This window comes from Burkholderia sp. E168m15 (genome assembly GCF_016586105.1).
In the GTDB taxonomy this organism is placed as follows: domain Bacteria; phylum Pseudomonadota; class Gammaproteobacteria; order Burkholderiales; family Burkholderiaceae; genus Burkholderia; species Burkholderia orbicola.
Genome location: NZ_BCPO01000212.1, coordinates 1 through 20,772 on the forward strand (window position 1 = coordinate 1; position 20,772 = coordinate 20,772).

The 20,772-nt window shown below is 71.1% G+C and carries 13 protein-coding genes; 8 read left to right on the top strand and 5 right to left on the bottom strand.

Annotated elements, in window-relative coordinates; genetic code table 11:
• From JMF86_RS32910 to treY, 7 genes are all read left to right on the top strand, one after another.
• On the top strand, nucleotides 1–2,095 hold a 2,095-nt coding region (locus JMF86_RS32910), incomplete at its 5' end, for an alpha-1,4-glucan--maltose-1-phosphate maltosyltransferase (RefSeq protein ID WP_201317306.1).
• Nucleotides 2,095–5,505, top strand: coding sequence for a maltose alpha-D-glucosyltransferase (gene treS / locus JMF86_RS32915; protein WP_201317312.1), 3,411 nt, complete (start codon nucleotides 2,095–2,097; stop codon nucleotides 5,503–5,505). The genes JMF86_RS32910 and treS, both read left to right, overlap by 1 nt.
• Nucleotides 5,502–7,712: a 1,4-alpha-glucan branching protein GlgB gene (glgB, locus tag JMF86_RS32920; protein ID WP_201317307.1), complete on the top strand. Its 2,211-nt coding sequence runs from the start codon at nucleotides 5,502–5,504 to the stop codon at nucleotides 7,710–7,712. The genes treS and glgB overlap by 4 nt, the downstream gene beginning before the upstream one ends.
• 32 nt (nucleotides 7,713–7,744) lie before the next feature.
• A complete protein-coding gene (gene glgX / locus JMF86_RS32925) occupies nucleotides 7,745–9,862 on the top strand; it encodes a glycogen debranching protein GlgX (RefSeq protein ID WP_053525665.1) in 2,118 nt (705 codons plus the stop codon).
• Between the two features lie 8 nt (nucleotides 9,863–9,870).
• Entirely contained in the window at nucleotides 9,871–11,742 is a 1,872-nt protein-coding gene (gene treZ, locus JMF86_RS32930; RefSeq protein WP_201317308.1) for a malto-oligosyltrehalose trehalohydrolase, read from the top strand.
• The gene (gene malQ, locus JMF86_RS32935) at nucleotides 11,739–13,958 is read left to right on the top strand and encodes a 4-alpha-glucanotransferase (protein WP_201317309.1); all 2,220 of its coding nucleotides are present in this window, start codon (nucleotides 11,739–11,741) and stop codon (nucleotides 13,956–13,958) included. The genes treZ and malQ overlap by 4 nt, the downstream gene beginning before the upstream one ends.
• Entirely contained in the window at nucleotides 13,955–16,720 is a 2,766-nt protein-coding gene (treY, locus tag JMF86_RS32940) for a malto-oligosyltrehalose synthase (protein ID WP_201317310.1), read from the top strand. The genes malQ and treY overlap by 4 nt, the downstream gene beginning before the upstream one ends.
• A gap of 157 nt (nucleotides 16,721–16,877) precedes the next feature.
• On the opposite strand, the gene JMF86_RS32945 is transcribed toward treY, so the two are convergent.
• The gene (locus tag JMF86_RS32945) at nucleotides 16,878–17,138 is read right to left on the bottom strand and encodes a hypothetical protein (RefSeq protein ID WP_175781564.1); all 261 of its coding nucleotides are present in this window, start codon (nucleotides 17,136–17,138) and stop codon (nucleotides 16,878–16,880) included.
• Between the two features lie 116 nt (nucleotides 17,139–17,254).
• Between JMF86_RS32945 and JMF86_RS32950 the strand changes: the two genes are divergently transcribed.
• Nucleotides 17,255–18,505 carry a phosphatidylserine decarboxylase family protein gene (locus JMF86_RS32950; RefSeq protein WP_201317311.1) on the top strand — a complete coding sequence of 417 codons (1,251 nt, stop codon included), beginning with the start codon at nucleotides 17,255–17,257 and terminating at the stop codon, nucleotides 18,503–18,505.
• A gap of 22 nt (nucleotides 18,506–18,527) precedes the next feature.
• Here the strand turns inward: JMF86_RS32950 and JMF86_RS32955 are convergent, their stop codons facing one another.
• From JMF86_RS32955 to JMF86_RS32970, 4 genes are all read right to left on the bottom strand, one after another.
• Entirely contained in the window at nucleotides 18,528–18,773 is a 246-nt protein-coding gene (locus tag JMF86_RS32955) for a hypothetical protein (protein ID WP_011545545.1), read from the bottom strand.
• 289 nt (nucleotides 18,774–19,062) lie between these two features.
• Entirely contained in the window at nucleotides 19,063–19,395 is a 333-nt protein-coding gene (locus JMF86_RS32960; protein ID WP_011545546.1) for a DUF1488 domain-containing protein, read from the bottom strand.
• Between the two features lie 4 nt (nucleotides 19,396–19,399).
• Nucleotides 19,400–19,948: a type 1 glutamine amidotransferase domain-containing protein gene (locus JMF86_RS32965; RefSeq protein ID WP_011545547.1), complete on the bottom strand. Its 549-nt coding sequence runs from the start codon at nucleotides 19,946–19,948 to the stop codon at nucleotides 19,400–19,402.
• Nucleotides 19,949–20,196: 248 nt separating this feature from the next.
• A complete protein-coding gene (locus JMF86_RS32970; RefSeq protein WP_023477689.1) occupies nucleotides 20,197–20,562 on the bottom strand; it encodes a DUF3022 domain-containing protein in 366 nt (121 codons plus the stop codon).
• Nucleotides 20,563–20,772: the final 210 nt, after the last annotated feature.

A 20,772-nucleotide genomic window follows, 5' to 3' on the forward strand; every position in this document is an offset into this window, starting at 1 on the left:
TGCATGGCGGGCGCCGCCCGTCACGACGCGCGCCGACGCCGCGCGCGAACGCACCGCGCTGTCGGCCGCGCTCGTGGCCGACCGGATCGCGATCGAGCGCGTCGAGCCGTCGGTCGACGACGGCCGCTTCGCGATCAAGCGCGTGATCGGCGAGCCGCTCGTCGTCGGTGCGTCGATTTTCACGGACGGACACGCGCATCTGGCGGCCGTGCTCCAGTGGCGCGCCGCCGACGACGATACCTGGCGCGAAGTGCCGTTCGAAGCCGAGCCGAACGACCGCTGGCAGGCGCGCGTCACGCTCGACCGGCTCGGCCGCCATGAATTCCGCGTGGTCGCGTGGCGCGACGACTGGGCGTCGCTTGTCACCGATATCGCGAAGAAGCGCGCGGCCGGCCAGGACGTGACGCTGGAGGTGCGCGAAGCGCAACTGCTGCTCGCCACCGCGCTGAAGCTCGCCGATCCTGTCGATCCGCGCGCGCTCAAGCAGATGGAGCGGCTCGCCGCCGAGCTCAAGGACGCGTCGGCCGACGACCGCCTCGCGTTGATCGGCGGGCCCGCGCTCGCCGACGCCTTCGCGGCGCTGCGCTACCGCCCGTTCGTCACGCACGACGCGACGACCTACCCGGTCGACGTCGAACGCCGCCAGGCGCGTTTCTCGAGCTGGTATGAGATGTTTCCGCGCTCGGCGAGCGACGATCCGCACCGGCACGGCACGTTCGACGACGTGATCGCGCATTTGCCGCGCATCCGCGACATGGGTTTCGACGTGCTGTATTTTCCGCCGATCCACCCGATCGGCACGTCCGCGCGCAAGGGCCGCAACAACAGCCTGACCGCCGGCCCCGACGACGTCGGCAGCCCGTACGCGATCGGCTCGCCCGACGGCGGTCACACGGCCGTGCATCCGCAGCTCGGCACGCTCGAGTCGTTCCGCGCGCTGGTCGACGCCGCGCGCGGCCACGGGCTTGAGATCGCGCTCGATTTCGCGATCCAGTGCTCGCCCGATCATCCGTGGCTCGCCGCGCATCCAGGCTGGTTCGCGTGGCGGCCCGACGGCTCGCTGCGTTTCGCGGAGAATCCGCCGAAGCGCTACCAGGACATCGTCAACCCCGATTTCTACGCGCCGGACGCGCTGCCCGACCTGTGGCTGGCGCTGCGCGACGCGGTGCTGTTCTGGGTCGACGCGGGCGTGCGGATCTTCCGCGTCGACAACCCGCACACGAAGCCACTGCCGTTCTGGGCATGGATGATCGCCGACGTGCGCGGCCGGCATCCGGACGTCGTGTTCCTGTCCGAGGCGTTCACGCGGCCGGGGATGATGTACCGGCTCGCGAAAGTCGGCTTCTCGCAGTCGTACACGTACTTCACGTGGCGCGAGTCGAAGCGCGACTTCATCGACTACCTGACCGAGCTGACGGCCGGCCCGCCCCGCGAATTCTTCCGGCCGAACTTCTTCGTCAACACGCCCGACATCAATCCGCGCCACCTGCAGAACGCGCCGCGTTCGCAGTTCGTGATCCGCGCGGCGCTCGCGGCGACGCTGGCCGGCTCGTGGGGCCTGTACTCGGGCTTCGAGCTCGGCGAATCGGCGCCGCTGCCGGACAGCGAGGAATACGCGGATGCCGAGAAATACGAGCTGCGCGCGCGCGACTGGAGCAAGGCCGCGCACATCGGCACGGAAATCGCGCGGCTGAACCGCGCGCGGCGCGATCACGCGGCGCTGCAGACGCATCTCGGGCTCACGTTCGTCGAGGCCGACAACGATTCGGTGCTCGTGTTCATGAAGGCCACACCTGCGTTCGACAGCGTGGTGATCGTCGCGATCAGCCTCGACCCGTGGCATCCGCAGGCCGCGAACTTCACGCTCGATGCGGCGCTGTGGCGCGGCCTCGGGCTGGCCGACGGCGAACCGCTCGATGCGCTCGAACAGGACGCCGCGCACGCGGAGACCTGGCGCGGCCATCGCCAGTACGTGTCGCTCGATCCGCACGTGCGGCCGTACGCAATCTGGCGGCTCGCGCCGTCTCCGGGCGCCGCGCGGGCGGCGGCACCCGAACCGGACTCCGCCCGCCGCCCTTCGGGAGCGCATGCATGATGAAACGCGAAGATTCCCTCGACGACGTGCGCCGCGCGCAATTCCCGTCGCTCGCGCCGGCCGGCACGCCGCGCCGGCGCCGCGCGCGCCGCCGCGAACCCGCGCTCTGCGCGGACGATCCGCTGTGGTACAAGGACGCGATCATCTACCAGGTGCACGTGAAGTCGTTCTACGACTCGAACAACGACGGCATCGGCGATTTCCCCGGCCTGATCGCGAAGCTCGACTACATCGCCGAACTCGGTGTCGACACGATCTGGCTGCTGCCGTTCTATCCGTCGCCGCGCCGCGACGACGGCTACGACATCGCCGATTACCGCGACGTGCATCCCGACTACGGCACGCTGGCCGACGTGCGGCGCTTCATCCGCGAAGCGCATGCGCGCGGCATCCGCGTGATCGCGGAGCTCGTGATCAACCACACGTCGGACCAGCATCCGTGGTTCCAGCGCGCGCGCCGCGCGAAGCCGGGATCCACGCATCGCGACTACTACGTGTGGTCCGACACCGACACGAAATACGCGGGCACGCGGATCATCTTTCTGGATACCGAAACGTCGAACTGGACCCACGACCCGGTGGCCGGCCAGTACTACTGGCACCGCTTCTACTCGCACCAGCCGGACCTGAACTTCGACAACCCGGCCGTCGTGCGCGAAGTGATCCAGGTGATGCGCTTCTGGCTCGACCTCGGCATCGACGGGCTGCGGCTCGACGCGGTGCCGTATCTCGTCGAGCGCGAAGGTACCAACAACGAGAACCTGCCCGAGACGCATGCGATCCTGAAGCGGATTCGCGCGACGATCGACGCCGAGTACCCGAACCGGATGCTGCTCGCGGAAGCGAACCAGTGGCCGGAAGACGTGCAGGAATACTTCGGCAACGAGGACGAATGCCACATGGCGTTCCACTTCCCGCTGATGCCGCGCATCTACATGTCGATCGCGAGCGAGGATCGCTTCCCGATCCTCGACATCATGCGGCAGACGCCGGCGCTCGCGCCGAGCAACCAGTGGGCCGTGTTCCTGCGCAACCACGACGAGCTGACGCTCGAGATGGTCACCGATTCGGAGCGCGACCTGCTGTGGCAGACCTATGCGAGCGACCGCCGCGCGCGGCTGAACCTCGGCATCCGGCGCCGGCTCGCGCCGCTGATGGAGCGCGACCGGCGCCGCATCGAGCTGATCAATTCGCTGCTGCTGTCGATGCCCGGCACGCCGGTGATCTACTACGGCGACGAACTCGGGATGGGCGACAACATCCACCTCGGCGACCGCGACGGCGTGCGCACGCCGATGCAGTGGTCGTCGGACCGCAACGGCGGCTTCTCGCGCGCCGACCCCGAACTGCTGGTGCTGCCGCCGGTGATGGGCTCGCTGTACGGCTATGACGCGATCAACGTCGAGGCGCAGACGCGCGATCCGCACTCGCTGCTGAACTGGACCCGCCGCATCCTCGCGACGCGCCGCGCGTCGCAGGCGTTCGGGCGCGGCACGATCCGCTTCCTGCGCCCGGAGAACCGCAAGGTGCTCGCGTACCTGCGCGAGCTGGACGGCCACGAGCCGGTGCTGTGCGTCGCGAACCTGTCGCGCGCGTCGCAGGCGGTCGAACTCGACCTGTCCGAATTCGCGGGCCGTGTGCCGATCGAGATGACGTCCGATTCGCCGTTTCCGCCGATCGGCCAGCTCCCGTATCTCCTCACCTTCCCGCCGTACGGGTTCCTGTGGTTCGTGCTCGCCGAGCATGGCCGCGAGCCGTCGTGGCGGCAGCCGCATGCGGAGCCACTGCCCGAATACGTGACGCTCGTGATGCGGCGCGGCGATACGCGGCCAGACGTCTCGCAACTGCACGCGCTGGCGCACGACGCGCTCGCGTCGTGGCTCGCACGGCGGCGCTGGTTCGCATCGAAGGATCGCAAGATCGGCGACGCGTGGCTGAACGTCGTCACGCCGATTCCGGACGAGCCGTTCCAGTATGCGGAGGCGTGGGTGTCCGCGAGCGACGGCGGCGTCGAGCGCTACGTGGTGCCGCTCGCGACCGCGTGGGGCGGCGAGACGTCCCATCCGCTATTCGCGCAACTGGCGCTGGCGCGCGTGCGGCGCGGCCATACGGTCGGCTACCTGACCGATGCGTTCGCGCTGCCGGCGTTCGCGCGCGGGATGCTGCGCAAGCTGCGCGACGGCGCGACGGTGCCCACGTCCGACGGCGGCCGGCTCACCTTTCTCCCGGAAGACGCGCTCGCCGGGCTCGATCCGGGCGACGACGCGGAAGTGCGCTGGCTCGCGGCCGAGCAGAGCAACAGTTCGCTCGTGATCGGCGACGCGATCGTGCTGAAGCTGGTGCGCAAGGTCGCGCACGGCATTCATCCGGAAGCGGAAATGAGCCGGCACCTGACGCGCATCGGCTATGCGAACACTGCGACGCTGGCCGGCGAAGTCGTGCACGTCGACCCGGACGGCACGCCGCATACGGTCGCGATCCTGCAGCGCTACGTCGACAACCAGGGCGACGCGTGGACGCGCTCGTTCGACTTCCTGCGCCGCGCGATCGACGAGCTGGCGCTGCCGGCCGCGGACGAAGGCGAGGCGGCCGAAACGGACGAGGAACCCGACGCACTGCTCGGCTACGCGGCGTTCGCCGGCATCATCGGCACGCGGCTCGGCCAGTTGCACGTCGCGCTCGCGCAGCCGTCCGACGATCCCGCGTTCGCACCGGAGCGCGCGACGCCCGATCACGTCGACGGCTGGTGCGTGGACGCGATCGCGTCGTTCGAACGCGCGCTCGACGTGCTGCGCACGCGGCTCGACGCGCTCGATGCGCCCACCCGCGCGTCGGCCGACGCGCTCCTCGCATCGCGCGACGCGGCCGTCGAGGCGCTCGGCGAACTGGTGCCGCGCACGCTCGACGCGCAATGCACGCGGATTCACGGCGATTTTCATCTGGGCCAGGTGCTCGACGTGCAGGGCGACGCGCTGCTGATCGACTTCGAAGGCGAACCGGCGCGCCCGCTCGAGCGGCGTCGCGCGAAATCGCATCCGCTGCGTGACGTGGCCGGCCTGCTGCGCTCGCTGTCGTACGTGAGCGCGACCGCGCAGTTCGCGATCGAGAAGGCGCCGCCGCAAGCGGCCGGCCGCAAGCGCGCGCTGTTCGACCGCTTCGGGCAGGCCGCGGCCGACCGCTTCGTCGAATGCTATCGCGCGGCGGCCGACCTCGCGCCCGCGCGCTTCGTCGATCCGCACTATGCGGACCGCCTGCTCGCACTGTTCCTGATCGACAAGGCGTCGTACGAGCTGTGCTACGAAGCCGCGAACCGGCCCGACTGGCTGAGCGTGCCGGTCGGCGGGCTCGCGGCGCTGGTCGACCGGCTGCTCGGCGACGGCGTGCTGCCCGACGACGGAGGAAACCCATGACCGATACGCTGTTCGAACGCGCCGATATCGATGCGCTGCTCGCCGGCCGCCATCCCGACCCGTTCGCGTGCCTCGGCCCGCACGAACAGGACGACCGGATCGTCGTGCGGGCGCTGCTGCCCGGCGCCGAGCGCGTGCGCGCGCTGTCGCCGGACGGCGCCGAACTCGGCACGCTCGCGTGCGTCGATCGCGCGGGCTGCTTCGCGGGGACGATCGCGCACGATGGCGGCGCCCCGCACTATCTGCTCTCGATCGACTGGCCGGATGCGCACCAGGTGACCGACGATGCGTACGCGTTCGGCACGCTGCTCGACGAAGCAGCGCTTGCGCGTTTTTCGGCCGGCGACCCCGAAGCCGTGCTCGACTGCCTCGGCGCGACACCGGTGCGCATCGACGACACCGACGGCGTGCGGTTCGCGGTGTGGGCGCCGAGCGCGCAGCGCGTGTCGGTGGTCGGCGATTTCAACGCATGGGACGGCCGCCGCCATCCGATGCGGCTGCGGCGGCCGTCGGGCGTGTGGGAGCTGTTCGTGCCGGGCATCGGCCCGGGCGAGCGCTACAAGTACGAGCTGGTCGCGGCCGACGGGCGCGTGCTGCCGCACAAGGCCGATCCGTGCGCACGGGCGACCGAGGCGCCGCCGCGCACGGCGTCGGTGGTCGCCGACGTCGCGGCGCTCCACGCGTTCGCCTGGCACGACGACGGCTGGATGCACGCGCGGCCGCGCCACGACGACCGCTACCGCGTGCCGTGGTCGATCTACGAGGTCCATCCGGAGTCGTGGCAGCGCATCCCCGAACAGATGGACCGCAGCGCGACGTGGGACGAACTCGCCGAGCGGCTGATTCCGTACGTGAAGGGGATGGGCTTCACACACGTCGAGTTCATGCCGATCGCCGAATACCCGTTCGGCGGCTCGTGGGGCTACCAGCCGCTCGCGCAGTTCGCGCCGTCCGCGCGCTTCGGGCCGGTCGACGGCTTCGCGCGCTTCGTCGATCGCGCGCACGCGGCCGGCATCGGCGTGCTCGTCGACTGGGTGCCCGCGCATTTTCCGAACGACGCGCACGGGCTCGCGCAATTCGACGGCAGCGCGCTGTACGAGCATGCCGACCCGCGCGAGGGGATGCACCCCGACTGGAACACCTGCGTGTTCAACGTCGGGCGCACCGAGGTCAGTGCGTTTCTCGTCGCGTCGGCGCTCGCGTGGGCGCGCCGCTATCACGTCGACGGCATCCGAGTCGACGCGGTCGCGTCGATGCTGTACCGCGACTATTCGCGCAAGGAAGGCGAATGGGTGCCGAACGTGTACGGCGGCCGCGAAAACCTCGAATCGGTCGCGTTCCTGCGCCGGCTGAACGACACGCTGCACGGTGATGCCGCGCCGGCCGGCGTCGTCACCGTCGCGGAGGAATCGACCGCGTGGCCGGGCGTCACCGCGCCGACCGCCGACGGCGGGCTCGGCTTCGACTTCAAGTGGAACATGGGCTGGATGCACGACACGCTCGCGTACCTGCACGAAGACCCGATCCACCGCCGCTATCACCACGACCGGATGACGTTCGGGCTCGTGTATGCGTTCTCCGAGCGCTTCGTGCTGCCGCTGTCGCACGACGAGGTCGTGCACGGCAAGGGCTCGCTCGTCGCGAAGATGCCCGGCGACGCGTGGCAGCGGCTCGCGACGCTGCGCGCGTATTTCGGCTTCATGTGGGCACACCCCGGCAAGAAGCTGCTGTTCATGGGCAGCGAATTCGCGCAGTGGAGCGAGTTCGCGCACGACGCGACGCCACACTGGGATTTGCTCGACGCGCCCGCGCATCGCGGCGTGCAGCGGCTCGTGCGCGATCTCAACCGCGCGTATGCGGCCGAGCCGGCGCTGCATGCGCTCGACTGCCACGCGGCCGGCTTCGCCTGGCTGATCGGCGACGACCGCGACAACAGCGTGTTCGCGTTCGCGCGCCGCGACGATACGGGGCGCCTGGTCGTCGCCGTCTGCAACTTCACACCCGTGCCGCGCGCCGGTTACCGGCTCGGCCTGCCCGCGCCCGGCCATTGGCGCGAACTGATGAACACCGATGCCGCGTCGTACGGCGGCACCAACGCCGGCAACGACGGCGCCGTGTGGGCCGAAGCGGTGCCCGCGCACGGCGAGGCGTGGTCGGCGAGCTTGCGCCTGCCGCCGCTCGCGACGCTCTGGTTGACCCCCGCCTGATCACTCACCTCCCCGACACGGAGATCCACCCCATGCCGACCGCCCTGCCCGACCGTCTCGAACCCGGCCGCAGCTATCCGCTCGGCGCCAGTTGGGACGGCCTCGGGACCAACTTCGCGGTGTTTTCCGCGCATGCGCAGCGCATCCAGCTGTGCGTGTTCGACCCGACCGGCCGCAAGGAACTCGCGCGCCTCGACCTGCCCGAATGCACCGACGAGGTGTGGCACGGCTACCTGCCCAATGCGCATCCGGGCACCGTGTACGGGTTCCGCGCGGACGGCCCGTACCAGCCGCAGCACGGCCATCGCTTCAATCCGACCAAGCTGCTGCTCGACCCGTACGCGCGCAAGCTGGTCGGCCAGTTCCGCTGGTCGGACGCGCTGTTCGGCTATCGCGTGCATTCGAACCGGGCCGACCTGTCGATGGACCGCCGCGATTCGGCCCCCGCGATGCCGAAAGCCGTGGTCGTCGACGAAGCGTTCGACTGGAGCAACGACCGCCGCCCAAACGTGCCGTGGCGCAGCACCGTGATCTACGAGACTCACGTGCGCGGCGCGTCGATGCGCCGCGCCGGGCTGCGCCCGCCGGAGCGCGGCACGTTCGCGTCGCTCGCGCATCCGGCGTTCATCGATCACCTGCTGTCGATCGGCGTGACGACGGTCGAGCTGCTGCCGATTCACGCGTTCCTGCAGCAGCGCGAACTCGTGAAACGCGGGCTGCGCAATTACTGGGGCTACGACACGGCCGCGTTCTTCGCGCCGGAGCCGTCGTACCTGACGACGCGGCGGCTCGACGAAATGCGCATCGCGGTGCGCCAGCTGCATGCGGCCGGCATCGAGGTCGTGCTCGACGTGGTCTACAACCACACGTGCGAAGGCAACCAGCTCGGGCCCACGCTGTCGTGGCGCGGCCTCGACAACGCGAGCTATTACCGGCTGCGGCCCGACGATCCGCGCTACCACGTCGACGAAACCGGCTGCGGCAACACGCTGAACATGTCGCATCCGCGCGTCGTGCAGATGGTGATGGATTCGCTGCGCTACTGGGCGACCGCGTTCAACATCGACGGCTTCCGCTTCGATCTCGGCGTGACGCTCGGCCGCGAGGATCACGGCTTCGAGCCGGGCGCCGGGTTCTTCGATGCGCTGCGGCAGGACCCGGTGCTCGCGCAGCGCAAGCTGATCACCGAGCCGTGGGATCTCGGCCCCGGCGGCTATCAGCTCGGCCGCCACCCGCCCGGCTTCGCCGAATGGAACGACCGGTTTCGCGACACCGTGCGGCGCTTCTGGCGCGGCGACGCGGGGCAGCGCCCGGAACTGGCCGCGCGGCTGTCGGGCTCGGCCGACCTGTTCAATCACGGGCGGCGCCGCACGTGGGCCTCGGTCAATTTCGTCACCGCGCACGACGGCTTCACGCTGGCCGACCTCGTGTCGTATGCGGGCAAGCACAACGACGCGAACGGCGAGGACAACCGCGACGGCCGCGACGACAACTGCAGCGCGAACTGGGGCGTCGAAGGGCCGACCGACGACGCGGCGATCCGCGACGTGCGGCTGCGCGTCGCCCGCTCGATGCTCGCGACGCTGTTTACCGCGCTCGGCACGCCGATGCTCGTGGCCGGCGACGAATTCGGCCGCACGCAGCACGGCAACAACAACGCGTATTGCCAGGATAACGAACTGTCGTGGCTCGACTGGGACCTGGCGCACAGCGACGACGGCGTGCAGATGACCCGCTTCGTGTCGCGGCTCGCCGCGCTGCGGCGCATGTATCCGGTGATGTCGGCGCCGCGCTACCCGTCGGGCGACCGCGACGGCGCGCCGGGCATGCGCGAGATCGACTGGTTCGACGAACGCGGCGACGCGCTCACCGTGCCCGCGTGGGAAGACGGCGAACGCCGCGCGCTGACGATGCGGCGCGTCGGCACCGGCCGCACCGGGCGCACCGAGGCGTTGCTCGTGATGCTGAACGCATCGGCCGACACCATCACGTTCATGCCGCCCGCGCCCGTGCTCGATTACCGCATCCTGCTCGACACCGCGACGCCCGACTCGGGCCCGCGCTCGTGGCCGGAAGCGGGGCTCGACGTCGCCGCGCATGCGGCCGTGATCGCGGTCGCGGCCGTGCCGCCGCCCGATCAGTCTTCCTGAGGACCGCCATGACATCCCGTTCCGCCCGCCCCACCGGCACGCACGTATTCGAATCGTCGTTCGGCGCGACCTGCGTCGAGGCCGACCGCACGCGCTTCCGGCTGTGGGCGCCCGCGAGCCGCACCGCCGCCGTCGAGCTGCAGGACGCAGGCGGCCGCGCGATCCCGATGACGCCCGCCGGCGACGGCTGGTTCGAGACGGTCGCGCCGTGCGGCCCCGGCACGCTGTACCGCTACCTGCTCGACGACGCGCTGGCGGTGGCCGATCCCGCGTCGCGCTTCCAGCCGTACGACGTGCACGGCCCGAGCCAGGTCGTCGATCCGGCCGCGTACCGCTGGCGCCACGACGCGTGGCGCGGCCGCCCGTGGCACGAAACGGTGCTCTACGAGCTGCATGTCGGCGCGTGCGGCGGCTACGCGGCCGTCGAGCGGCGCCTGCCGGCGATCGCCGAACTCGGCGTGACCGCCGTCGAGCTGATGCCCGTCAATGCGTTTCCCGGCGCACGCAACTGGGGCTACGACGGCGTGCTGCCGTTCGCGCCCGATGCGTCGTACGGGCGGCCCGAGGAACTGAAATCGCTGGTAGACAGCGCGCACGGGCTCGGGCTGCAGGTGTTCCTCGACGTCGTGTACAACCACTTCGGCCCCGACGGCAACCTGCTGCCGCGCTACGCACCCGACTTCTTCCGCGCGGACCGGCAGACCGCGTGGGGGCCGGCGATCGACTTCACCCGCCCGCAGACGAGCGCGTTCTTCATCGACAACGCGCTGTACTGGCTCGACGAATACCGCTTCGACGGGCTGCGCATCGACGCCGCGCACGCGATCGACGACGACGCATGGCTGCGCGAACTCGCGCGCCGCGTGCGCGCGCAGGCGGGCGACGCGCGCCACGTGCATCTCGTGCTGGAGAACGAGCGCAATACCGCGAGCCTGCTCGGCCCCGGCGGCTTCGATGCGCAATGGAACGACGACTTCCACAACAGCGCGCACGTGCTGCTGACCGGCGAGCGCGACGGTTACTACCGCGCGTACGCCGATGCGCCGCTGCGCCATTTCGCGCGCACGCTCGGCGAAGGCTTCGCGTACCAGGGCGAACCGTCGCCGCTGCACGACGGCGCCGCGCGCGGCGAGCCGAGCGCGCACCTGCCGCCGACCGCGTTCGTCGTGTTCCTGCAGAACCACGACCAGGTCGGCAACCGCGCGTTCGGCGAACGGCTGCGTGCGCTCGCGAACGACGATGCGGTGCGCGCGGCCACCGCGCTGATGCTGCTCGCGCCGTCGATCCCGCTGCTGTTCATGGGCGAGGAAGACGGCAGCACGCAGCCGTTCCAGTTCTTCACCGACTATCGCGGCGCGCTCGCCGATGCGGTGCGCGAAGGCCGGCGCCGCGAATTCGCCGCGTTTCCCGCGTTCGCCGACGCCGCGCATCGCGACGCGATTCCCGACCCGAACGACATCGCGACCTTCGTGCGCTCGTCGTCGCACCATCCGCCCGACGAGTCGTGGCCCGACGCAGCCGCGTGGCGGCGCTTCTATCGCAGCGCGCTGGCCGTGCGCGCGGCGCTCGTGACGCCGCATCTGGCGAACGCGCAGGCGCTCGGCGTCGAGCTGCTCGCGGGCGACGGCGACCCGCCCGCACTGGTCGCGCGCTGGCGCCTCGGCGACGGCAGCACGCTGACGATCGCGCTGAATCTCGGCTCGCACGACGCGACGCTGCCCGCGCTGCCGGTCGGCAAGATCGTGTTCGAGACGCCGCCGCGGGCGCGCGACCGGCTGCCCGGCGGGCACGTGCCGCCGCGCGCCTGCATCGTATGGCGCGACGGCGCGGTCAATCGGGATGCGCGGCATCACAGCACAAATGGACGGAACCCCTCATGACGACCGACGTCCCGATCGCGGCGCTCGCCCGTGCGGCCGGCCTGCAACCCGACTGGACCGACGCAGGCGGCGTCGCACGGCGCGTGGACGACGACGCGCTGGTCGCGCTCGTCGATGCGCTCGGCTGGCCGTGCGGCACGGCGATCCAGCGGGTCGACAGCGCGGCCGCGCTCGCCGATGCGAGCGCATCGCCGCCACGCCTCGTGACCGGCGACGCCGGCCTGCCGCTGACGCTGCCCGCGACCATCGCGCCGCCGGGCGCGCGCTTCAGGATCTCGCTCGAAACCGGCGGGCACGTCGACGGCCGGGTGGGCGGCGCGGGCGAACACGGCACGCTGCCGCCGCTCGCGATGCCCGGCTATCACGCGCTCGACATCGGCGAGCAGCGCATCGGGCTCGCGATCGCGCCGCCGCGGGCGCAGCCGTTCGACGCGTTGGCCCGCGCGCACGACGCGGGCCGCTGGGGCATCGCGGCGCAGCTCTACAGCCTGCGCCGCACCGGCGACGATGGCGCGGGCGATTACACGGCGCTTGCGCGGCTCGCCGCACAGGCGGCGCGACACGGCGCGCAGGCGGTGGCGATCAGCCCGACGCACGCCGGCTATCCGGCGCTTCCCGCGCACGACAGCCCGTATTCGCCGTCGTCGCGGCGCTGGCACAACGTCGCGTATCTCGACTGCGACGCGGTGCCGGGCGCCGACGCCGCGCCTCGCGCATCGGCCACCGCGGCCGACGCCGCGCTGATCGACTGGCCCAGCGTGCTGCCGACGAAGCTGCGGCGCCTGCGTGCGTGCTTCGACGCATGGCGCGCGAGCGACGACCCGTCGCGCGACACGTACCAGCGGTTTCGCGCGGCGGGCGGCGCGGCGCTCGACGCGCATGCGCGCTTCGATGCGCTGCAGGCGTTCTGCATCGAGCACGGGATCGGTGCGGACTGGCGGCAGTGGCCCGCGCCATGGCGCATGTCGGGATCGGCGGAAGTCGACGCGTTCGCGCATGAGCATGCCGACACGATCGCGTTCCACACCTTCCTGCAATGGTGCGCGTCGCGCGCGCTCGGCGACGCGCAGCACGCGGCGCGCGGCGCGGGCATGGCGACCGGGCTGATCGCCGATCTCGCGGTCGGCTCCGATCAGGCCGGCAGCGACGCGTGGGCGCACGGCACGACGCTGCTGCGCGGTGTATCGCTCGGCGCGCCGCCCGACCTGTTCAATGCGGCCGGCCAGGCGTGGGGCGTGACGACCTGGAGGCCCGACGCGCTGCGCGCGGACGGCTTCATGCCGTTCATCGAGCTGCTGCGCGCCGCGTTCGCGCACGCCGGCGGCATCCGCATCGACCACGTGCTCGGCTTCGCGCGGATGTGGATCGTGCCGGACGGCGGCTCGCCGCGCAGCGGCGCGTACCTGCGCTATCCGCTCGACGATCTGGTGCGGCTCGTCGCGCTCGAGGCGGCGCGTCATCGCGCGATCGCGATCGGCGAGGATCTGGGCACCGTGCCGGCCGGGTTGCGCGAACGGCTCGGCGCGCAGGGTGTCGCGGGGATGCGCGTGCTGTGGTTCGAGCGCGGTGCGGATGGCGCGTTCCAGCCGCCCGCCGCGTGGGATCGCGACGCGATCGCGATGACCTCGACGCACGATTTGCCGACCGTGGCCGGCTGGTGGCGCGGCGTCGATCTCGGATGGCGGCGTGTCGCAGCCGAGGCGGAAGCCGCGAAGCGGCGCGACGAAACGCAACCTCGCGACATCGCCGCGCCAGAGCCGGACGACGCGAGCGCGCACGATTCGGACGAGATCGTGCAAAGCATGGCGTACGGTCACGACACCGTGCAGCGCCCCGATTCGAATCGCTCGACGCCTCCGCCGCCTCCCGAACTGCTCGCCGCGCATGCGGAACGCGCCGCCGAGCGCGCGGCGCTGTGGCGCGCGCTGCAAGCAGCCGGGTGCGCGCCGGCAGGCGCCGCGGTGCCGCCAACCGACATGCCGCCGGTGAATGCGATCCTCGGCTACGTCGCAAGCAGCCCGTCGCCGCTCGCGCTGCTGCCGCTCGAGGATCTGCTCGCCCTCGACGCGCAGCCAAACCTGCCAGGCCCACCGTGCGGCCATCCGAACTGGCGGCAGCGGCTGCCGCGCACGATCGATGCGCTGTTCGACGCCGACGTGCGCACGCGCATCGCGGCCATCGTGGACGCGCGCCGCTCGCGGAGGCATGGCCCATGACCCCACGCGCGACGCTGCGACTGCAGCTGCATGCGGGCTTCACGTTCGACGACGCGGCCGCGCACGCCGACTACTTCGCGCGGCTCGGCGTGAGCCACCTGTACCTGTCGCCGGTGTCCACGGCCGAGCCCGGCTCGCGGCACGGCTACGACACCGTCGACTACGGCGCGCTCGGCGCGGAACTCGGCGGCGAAGCCGGCTTCATGCGGCTCGTCGACGCGCTGCGTGCGCGCGGCCTCGGCATCGTCATCGACATCGTGCCGAACCACATGGGCGTCGGCGGGTCGTCGAACGGCTGGTGGAACGACGTGCTCGAATGGGGGCCGGCGAGCCCGTACGCACGCTATTTCGACATCGACTGGCATCCGCCCGACCCCACGCTCGACGGCAAGGTGCTGCTGCCCTGCCTCGGCGCGCCGTACGGCGATGCGCTCGCGGCCGGCGACATCACGCTGCGCGCCGATCCGGCCACGGGCCGCTTCATCATCGCGTGCCCCGGGCGGCGGCTGCCGGTCGCCGCCGCCACCTACGCGGAGATCCTGCGCATCGCGAACCGGGCAGACCTGAACGCGCTCGCCGAGCGCTTCGATGCCGCACCGGCACGCGACAGCGCGCGACTCGCCGCCGCCCATGCGGCGCTGCGCGACTATGCGGCCGCGCACGGCCCGCATGCGTTCGACGCGGTATTACGCGGCGCCGACCCGCGCCGCGCCCGCTCGCGCGCGTGCCTGCACCGGCTGCTCGAACGCCAGCACTACCGGCTCGCCTGGTGGCGCACGGCCGCCGACGAGCTGAACTGGCGGCGCTTCTTCGACATCGCGACGCTCGCGGCCGTGCGCGTCGAGGACGATGCGGTGTTCGACGCCGTGCATGCGCTGCCGCTGCGCCTGCATGCCGCCGGGCTCGTCGACGGCGTGCGCGTCGATCACGTCGACGGCCTCGCCGATCCGCGCGCGTATTGCCGCCGGCTGCACGCGCGGCTCGCCGCGCAGCGCGACGCGAGACCCTACGTCGTGGTCGAAAAGATCCTCGCGCCCGGCGAAGCGCTGCGCAGCGACTGGGCCGTCGACGGCACCACCGGCTACGACTTCATGAACGACGTCGGCGCGCTGCTGCACGACCCGGCCGGCGCCGAACCGCTCGCCGCGCACTGGGCGGCCGTGTCGGGTTCGGCGCGCACGTTCGCGCAGGAAGCGCTCGACGGCAAGCGGCGCGTGCTGATGCGCCAGCTCGCCGCCGAGCATGCGCGGGTCGCGCGGTTGCTGCACGAAATTGCACGGGCGTCGCCCGTCACGCGCGACGTCAGCCGGATCGCGATCCAGCGCGTGCTCGGCGAACTCGCGGTGCGGCTGCCCGTGTACCGGATGTATCCGGCCCCGGGCGACGAGCCGGCCGACGACGACCGGCGCGTGCTCGCCCACGCGTACGAAGGCGCATACGCGGCGGTCGACCCGACCGACCGGTTCGCGCTCGAACGCGTCGCCGCGTGGCTCGGCTTGCCGGTCGTGCGCGTGCCGCGCGCCAACGCCGATGCGCTGCTGGCGGCGCGCGTCGCGTTCGCGCAGCTCACCGCGCCGCTGGCCGCGAAGGGCGTCGAGGATACCGCCAACTATCGCTACGGCCGGCTGCTGTCGCGCAACGAGGTCGGCGCCGACGCCGGCGACTTCAGCCTGTCGCGCGGCGCGTTCCATGCGCGCAACCGGCGCCGCGCGCGTACCGTGCCGCACGGGCTCGTCGCGACGGCCACGCACGACCACAAGCGCGGCGAGGACGCGCGCGCGCGGCTCGCGGTGCTCAGCGAGGTGCCGGATGCATGGCGTGCGGTGTCGCTCGACTGGTCGGCGCTGAATCTCCCTCATCGCGGCGGCCCGCACCGCGACCTCGCGTGGACGCCCGGGCCGGCCGCCGAGACGATGCTTTACCAGACGCTCGTCGGCTGCTGGCCGCCGGCGCTCGCGCCCGACGATGCGGCCGGGCTCGACGCGCTCGCGACACGCGTCGTGCAGTGGCAGACGAAGGCGCTGCGCGAAGCGAAGCAGTACACCGACTGGCTCGCGCCCGAGCCGGATTACGAGCACGGCTGCGAAGCGTTCGTCCGCGCGATCCTGACGCCGCGCGGCGCGGGCGATTTTCCGCATCGGCTGCATGCGTTCGTCGCACGGATCGCGCCGGCCGGCGTCGTCAACAGCCTCACGCAGACGGCGCTGCGGATCGCGTCGCCCGGCGTGCCGGATCTGTATCAAGGTACCGAGTCATGGGATCACTCGCTCGTCGATCCGGACAACCGGCGCGACGTGCCGTTCGCGACGCTGGCGGCCGAACCGGTCGACGGGCCGGTCGCGTCGTATCTGCCAACGTGGCCCGATGCGCGCGTGAAACGCGCGCTGATCGAACGGATGCTGGCGCTGCGGGCGCGATGGCCGGCGACGTTCGCGGACGGCGCCTACGTTCCGCTGCGGGTGCGCGGCAGGCTTGCGCGGCACGTGGTGGCGTTCGCGCGATGTGATGAGGCAGCCACCGTGGTGGTGGTCGCGACACGGCTCGCGTGCCGGTTGCTGGGGGAAGCGCCCGCGTTGCCGCGCGTGGAGCCTGCGCAATGGGGCGATACGACGGTCGTGCTGCCGCGCGGGGTTGAAGGACCGTGGACGGACTGGTTGAATGCGCGCGAGGCGATCAAGGCGCCGGAAGGTGTGCTGGCGCTCGATCGCTGTCTGGCCGAATTACCAGTGGCGGTGCTCGTCGCGGGGCGAGGTCGAAATTGAAACCGATGCCCCCAATGCGTGCCAACCCTGTGTCACCGAAATCGATTTTGTGCAAAACGTGCCGTCAATAATCGATTTTGCGCACGCGTAATCGAATTTCAACCGAAACGCCCGATCGTAAGCGTTTTCGTGCAGTCGACGACGGGCTTCGGCAACCTCACGACCACTCTTCCGGCGGCATCTCGCCGCGGTCATCCTCCCACAGCGGTTTCGCCGCCTCCTCTCCGCGGCTCGGTGTCACCGGCCCATTGCCGCTTGCACGACCGTCACCGCGCTCACCCCGCCGCGCCGCGTCGCGCGGCGCCGCCTGCGGGCGTTTCCGGGTGCGCGTCGGCGTCACGGTCCGCTGCCCGTCGCGGCGACGTTCGTCCGTCGATCCCGCATCGTTCGTCTGTCGTGCATTCGAAGCTGTAGCCATGCTGTTCTCCTGAGTCATCGAAAACAAACCGGTCGCTCGCATGCAGCAATTTCAATGCCGCCGCTCGGGCAAGCGTCTTGCTACCTCGATTCGACCAAAACCTTCCGGAGGAGACGATGCCGACGAATCGCAACACGCCGCCCGCCACCCGCCGCCGCCTCGGCGGATGGATGGCCAGCGAGGAAGCGCACATGGCCGCGTTCCGCGAAAAAATCGCGGCCGAAGCGCGCGCGCATGCCGGCGACCGGTTGCGCACGCCGGCCGTTCAGGAACTCGCGCGGCTGTTCGACGACAACGCCGTGCTGCGCATGAGCCTCACCCGCGCGATCGACGAAGCGCGCGAAGCGGGATACCGGCTCGGCTACGCGTCGATCGGCGAGCTGATGACGGTGCTCGACCATCTGATGACCTACACGCCGCCGTTCAGCGAGGAAAGCCTGATCGTGTGCCCGGTGAACGCGTTCCTCGACTGGCCGATGTGCATGCCGTCGGGCCACGCGGTGTTTCGCGACGCCTCCGTCAACGCGCAGTTCAAGCGCGTGCTGAACGTCTGGTGCGACTTCCTCGGCGGCCCGCATTCGCGCGCGCATCTCGACACGTCGCCGCCCGACGGCTGGTTCTGCGACGAAGCACGCAAGCGCCTCGGGCTGTCGCAGTTCCAGTATCGCGAAGACCAGCCGCACTGGGGCTTCGATTCGTGGAACGACTTCTTCACGCGGCGCTTTCGCGACGGCGCGCGGCCGGTGGCGGCGCCCGACGATCCGCACGTGATCGTCAGCGCGTGCGAAGCGTCGCCCTATCACACCGAAACCAACGTGAAGCTGCGCGACACGTTCTGGATCAAGTCGCAGCCGTATTCGCTGCGCGACCTCTTCACGCCCGCGCGGCTGTCGCTCGCCGAGCGCTTCGTCGGCGGCGACGTCTACCAGGCCTACCTCAGCGCGTACAACTACCACCGCTGGCATGCGCCGGTGCGCGGCGTCGTCACGCATGCGTATCGCGTCGACGGCACCTACTACTCGGTCGCCGAAACGGAAGGCCCGGACCCGGCCGGGCTCAACGACTCGCAGGGCTACATGACGGCGGTCGCCGCACGCGCGGTGGTCGCGATCTCGAGCGACGATCCCGGCATCGGGACGGTCGCGGCCGTATTCGTCGGGATGGGCGACGTGTCGTCGTGCGTGATCGAGGTCGTGCCGGGCCAGCGCGTCGACAAGGGCGACGAGATCGGCTACTTCCAGTTCGGCGGCTCGACCTACTGCCTGCTGTTCGAAGCCGGCGTGATCGACCGCTTCCTGTACGCGCCGCCGTTCGAGGGCGAGCCGCCGGTCGTGCAGGTCAATGCGTCCGTCGCGATCGCGCGGTGAATGCCCCGCGCGGGCCGGCGCGTCACGCGTCGGCCCCGTCGCTCACGCCGATCGCATGGAATTCGGCAGCGTCATGACGCTGCACGCAGCGCAGCACCGACAGCCCGTCGGCCGTCAGTGCGGGACGGTGCGCGCCTGACGTATCGTCTTGCTGCAGCACGATCAGGTGTTGTTCGACGAGCGCGACGACGTCGTCACGGTCGATCTGGATCTGTTCCGGCGCGTGATGCGCGAGGAACAGCGCGGCAAATTCGTGGGCGGTCAGCATGCTCGTTTCCCCGTTGACGGCTACGCACGACGCGACACCGGCGTCGCATCGGCTGGCGGCGCGAATCGTGCGCCGGCGACGTTACAGGCATGCAGGGAACGTGCCAGCCGGCGTCGTGCGGCCGGTATCCGTGCGGTACGCGCGCCGCGCGATGTGGCACCGCACGGCGCGTTCGAGCCGCTGCAAAGTTTTCAACGGCATGTAACGGGTGGCCGCGGGGAGCGGCCGCGGCGGGTGACCGATGCGGCCGGAGAAGATGCGCGGGTGGCGCGCAGGGAATGCGCGCCGCTCACGGCCGCGAGCGAAACAACCCGGCCCGCGCACGCCCGGCCGGCGCCCGGAAATAGCCGCTGTGCAGCACCACGTCGTGGTTGCCGCTCGCCAGCACGTCCGCGCACGCGGCTTCGATCCGCGCGCGGCCACGCTCGAACGCGTCGCGCAGATCGGCCTCCAGCGCGGAGCGCGCGCCGAAATGATCTTCCAGCGCCTCGACCGTGATCGCGCAGGCCTGCGGCACGCCGTCGACGTCGACGACGAAGCGCAACTGCAACGCCGCGCCGTCGAACGTCGGCGGTTCATCGGTCAGCGTCACGCGGCGCGGAGTATCGGAATCGGCCGGCATCGGCTCATGCCCCCCGCGACGCGAGGCGCTCGACCAGCGCGCCGTTGAACGCGGGCAGATCGGCCGGCTTGCGGCTCGTGATCAGGTTGCCGTCGCGCACGACCTCCTCGTCCACCCACTTGCCGCCCGCGTGGCGGATATCGTCCTGCAGGCTCGGCCAGCTCGTCATCGTCTTGCCCTCGACCAGCCCGGCCGACACGAGGAGCCACCCGCCGTGGCAGATCGCCGCGACTGGCTTGCCGGCGCCGACGGCCGCCGTCACGAATTCGCGCGCGGCCGGCACCATCCGGATCGCGTCGCCGTTGATGACGCCGCCCGGCAGCACGACCGCGTCGTAGTCGCCTTCGCGTGCATCGTCGAACGTGCGGTCGACCTTCACGCGCTCGCCCTTGTCGACGTGCCGGAAACCCTGGATTTCGCCGCGCTTCTGCGAAATCACGTCCACCTGCGCGCCTTCGGCCGCGAGCGCGCGCTGCGGTTCGACGAGTTCGGCTTCCTCGAAACCGTCGACCGCGAGAATCGCTACCTTGCAATGATCCAGCTTGCCGCTCATGGATGCCTCCGTGGAAAGGGACAGGAACAAGGCACACGTCGTGTCGTGCCGTGCCGGTCTCGCAGCAAGCGCCGTTCCGGCCGCGCAGGCCGTTGCCTGCCGGCGCGCTCATGCTCGTGCGCGTTCCCGTAACCGGGGAACGACCCGCGATCGGAATCGATCGCCGGCCCCATCGGCCGCTCGCCCCCGTTTGGCCTGCAAAGATTTCAACGGGATGTAATGCGACGCCGTGCGCCGATCCGGTGCGATTACTGCAGATGACGCACGGCGTCGAGCATCGCGTCGGTCAGCTCGACCGTCAGCGTCAGGTTCTCGTCGGTATCGGGCAACTGTTCCAGCGTCTGCTGCACGGCGTCGTGCAGCATCGCGTGGACGCGCATCCGCGCGCCCTCGTCGAGATCCGCATAGCGTTCCATCGTCGAGCATTCGAGCGCGAGCACGACCGAATGGCGGGCGGCCTCGGGCGGCGCCTCGACGGGGTTCGCCCACGCCGCATGGAACATGACCCTGCCCGTTTCGACGTCCACATGGACCGTCGTGTCGAGATCGTCCGTGTCGCTTGCGTCGCCGTCGAGCTCGTCGTTGTCCACCAAAATCCGGGAATTCGATTGCATGATGTCCTCCTGCGTGGCGGCGGCGCGCCCGTCCCGGGAAACCGCGCCGCCATCGCGCCATGCCGGCCACGCCGGCACGACACCGTCAATAACCGCTGGAACCGCCGCCCGTCCCGCCGGCCCCGCCGCCGCCCGTGCCCGTCGAGCCGGCCGAACCGCCGTTGCCGGCGCCGGTGCCGCCCGAGCCGCCGGCTCCGCCCGAGCCGCCGC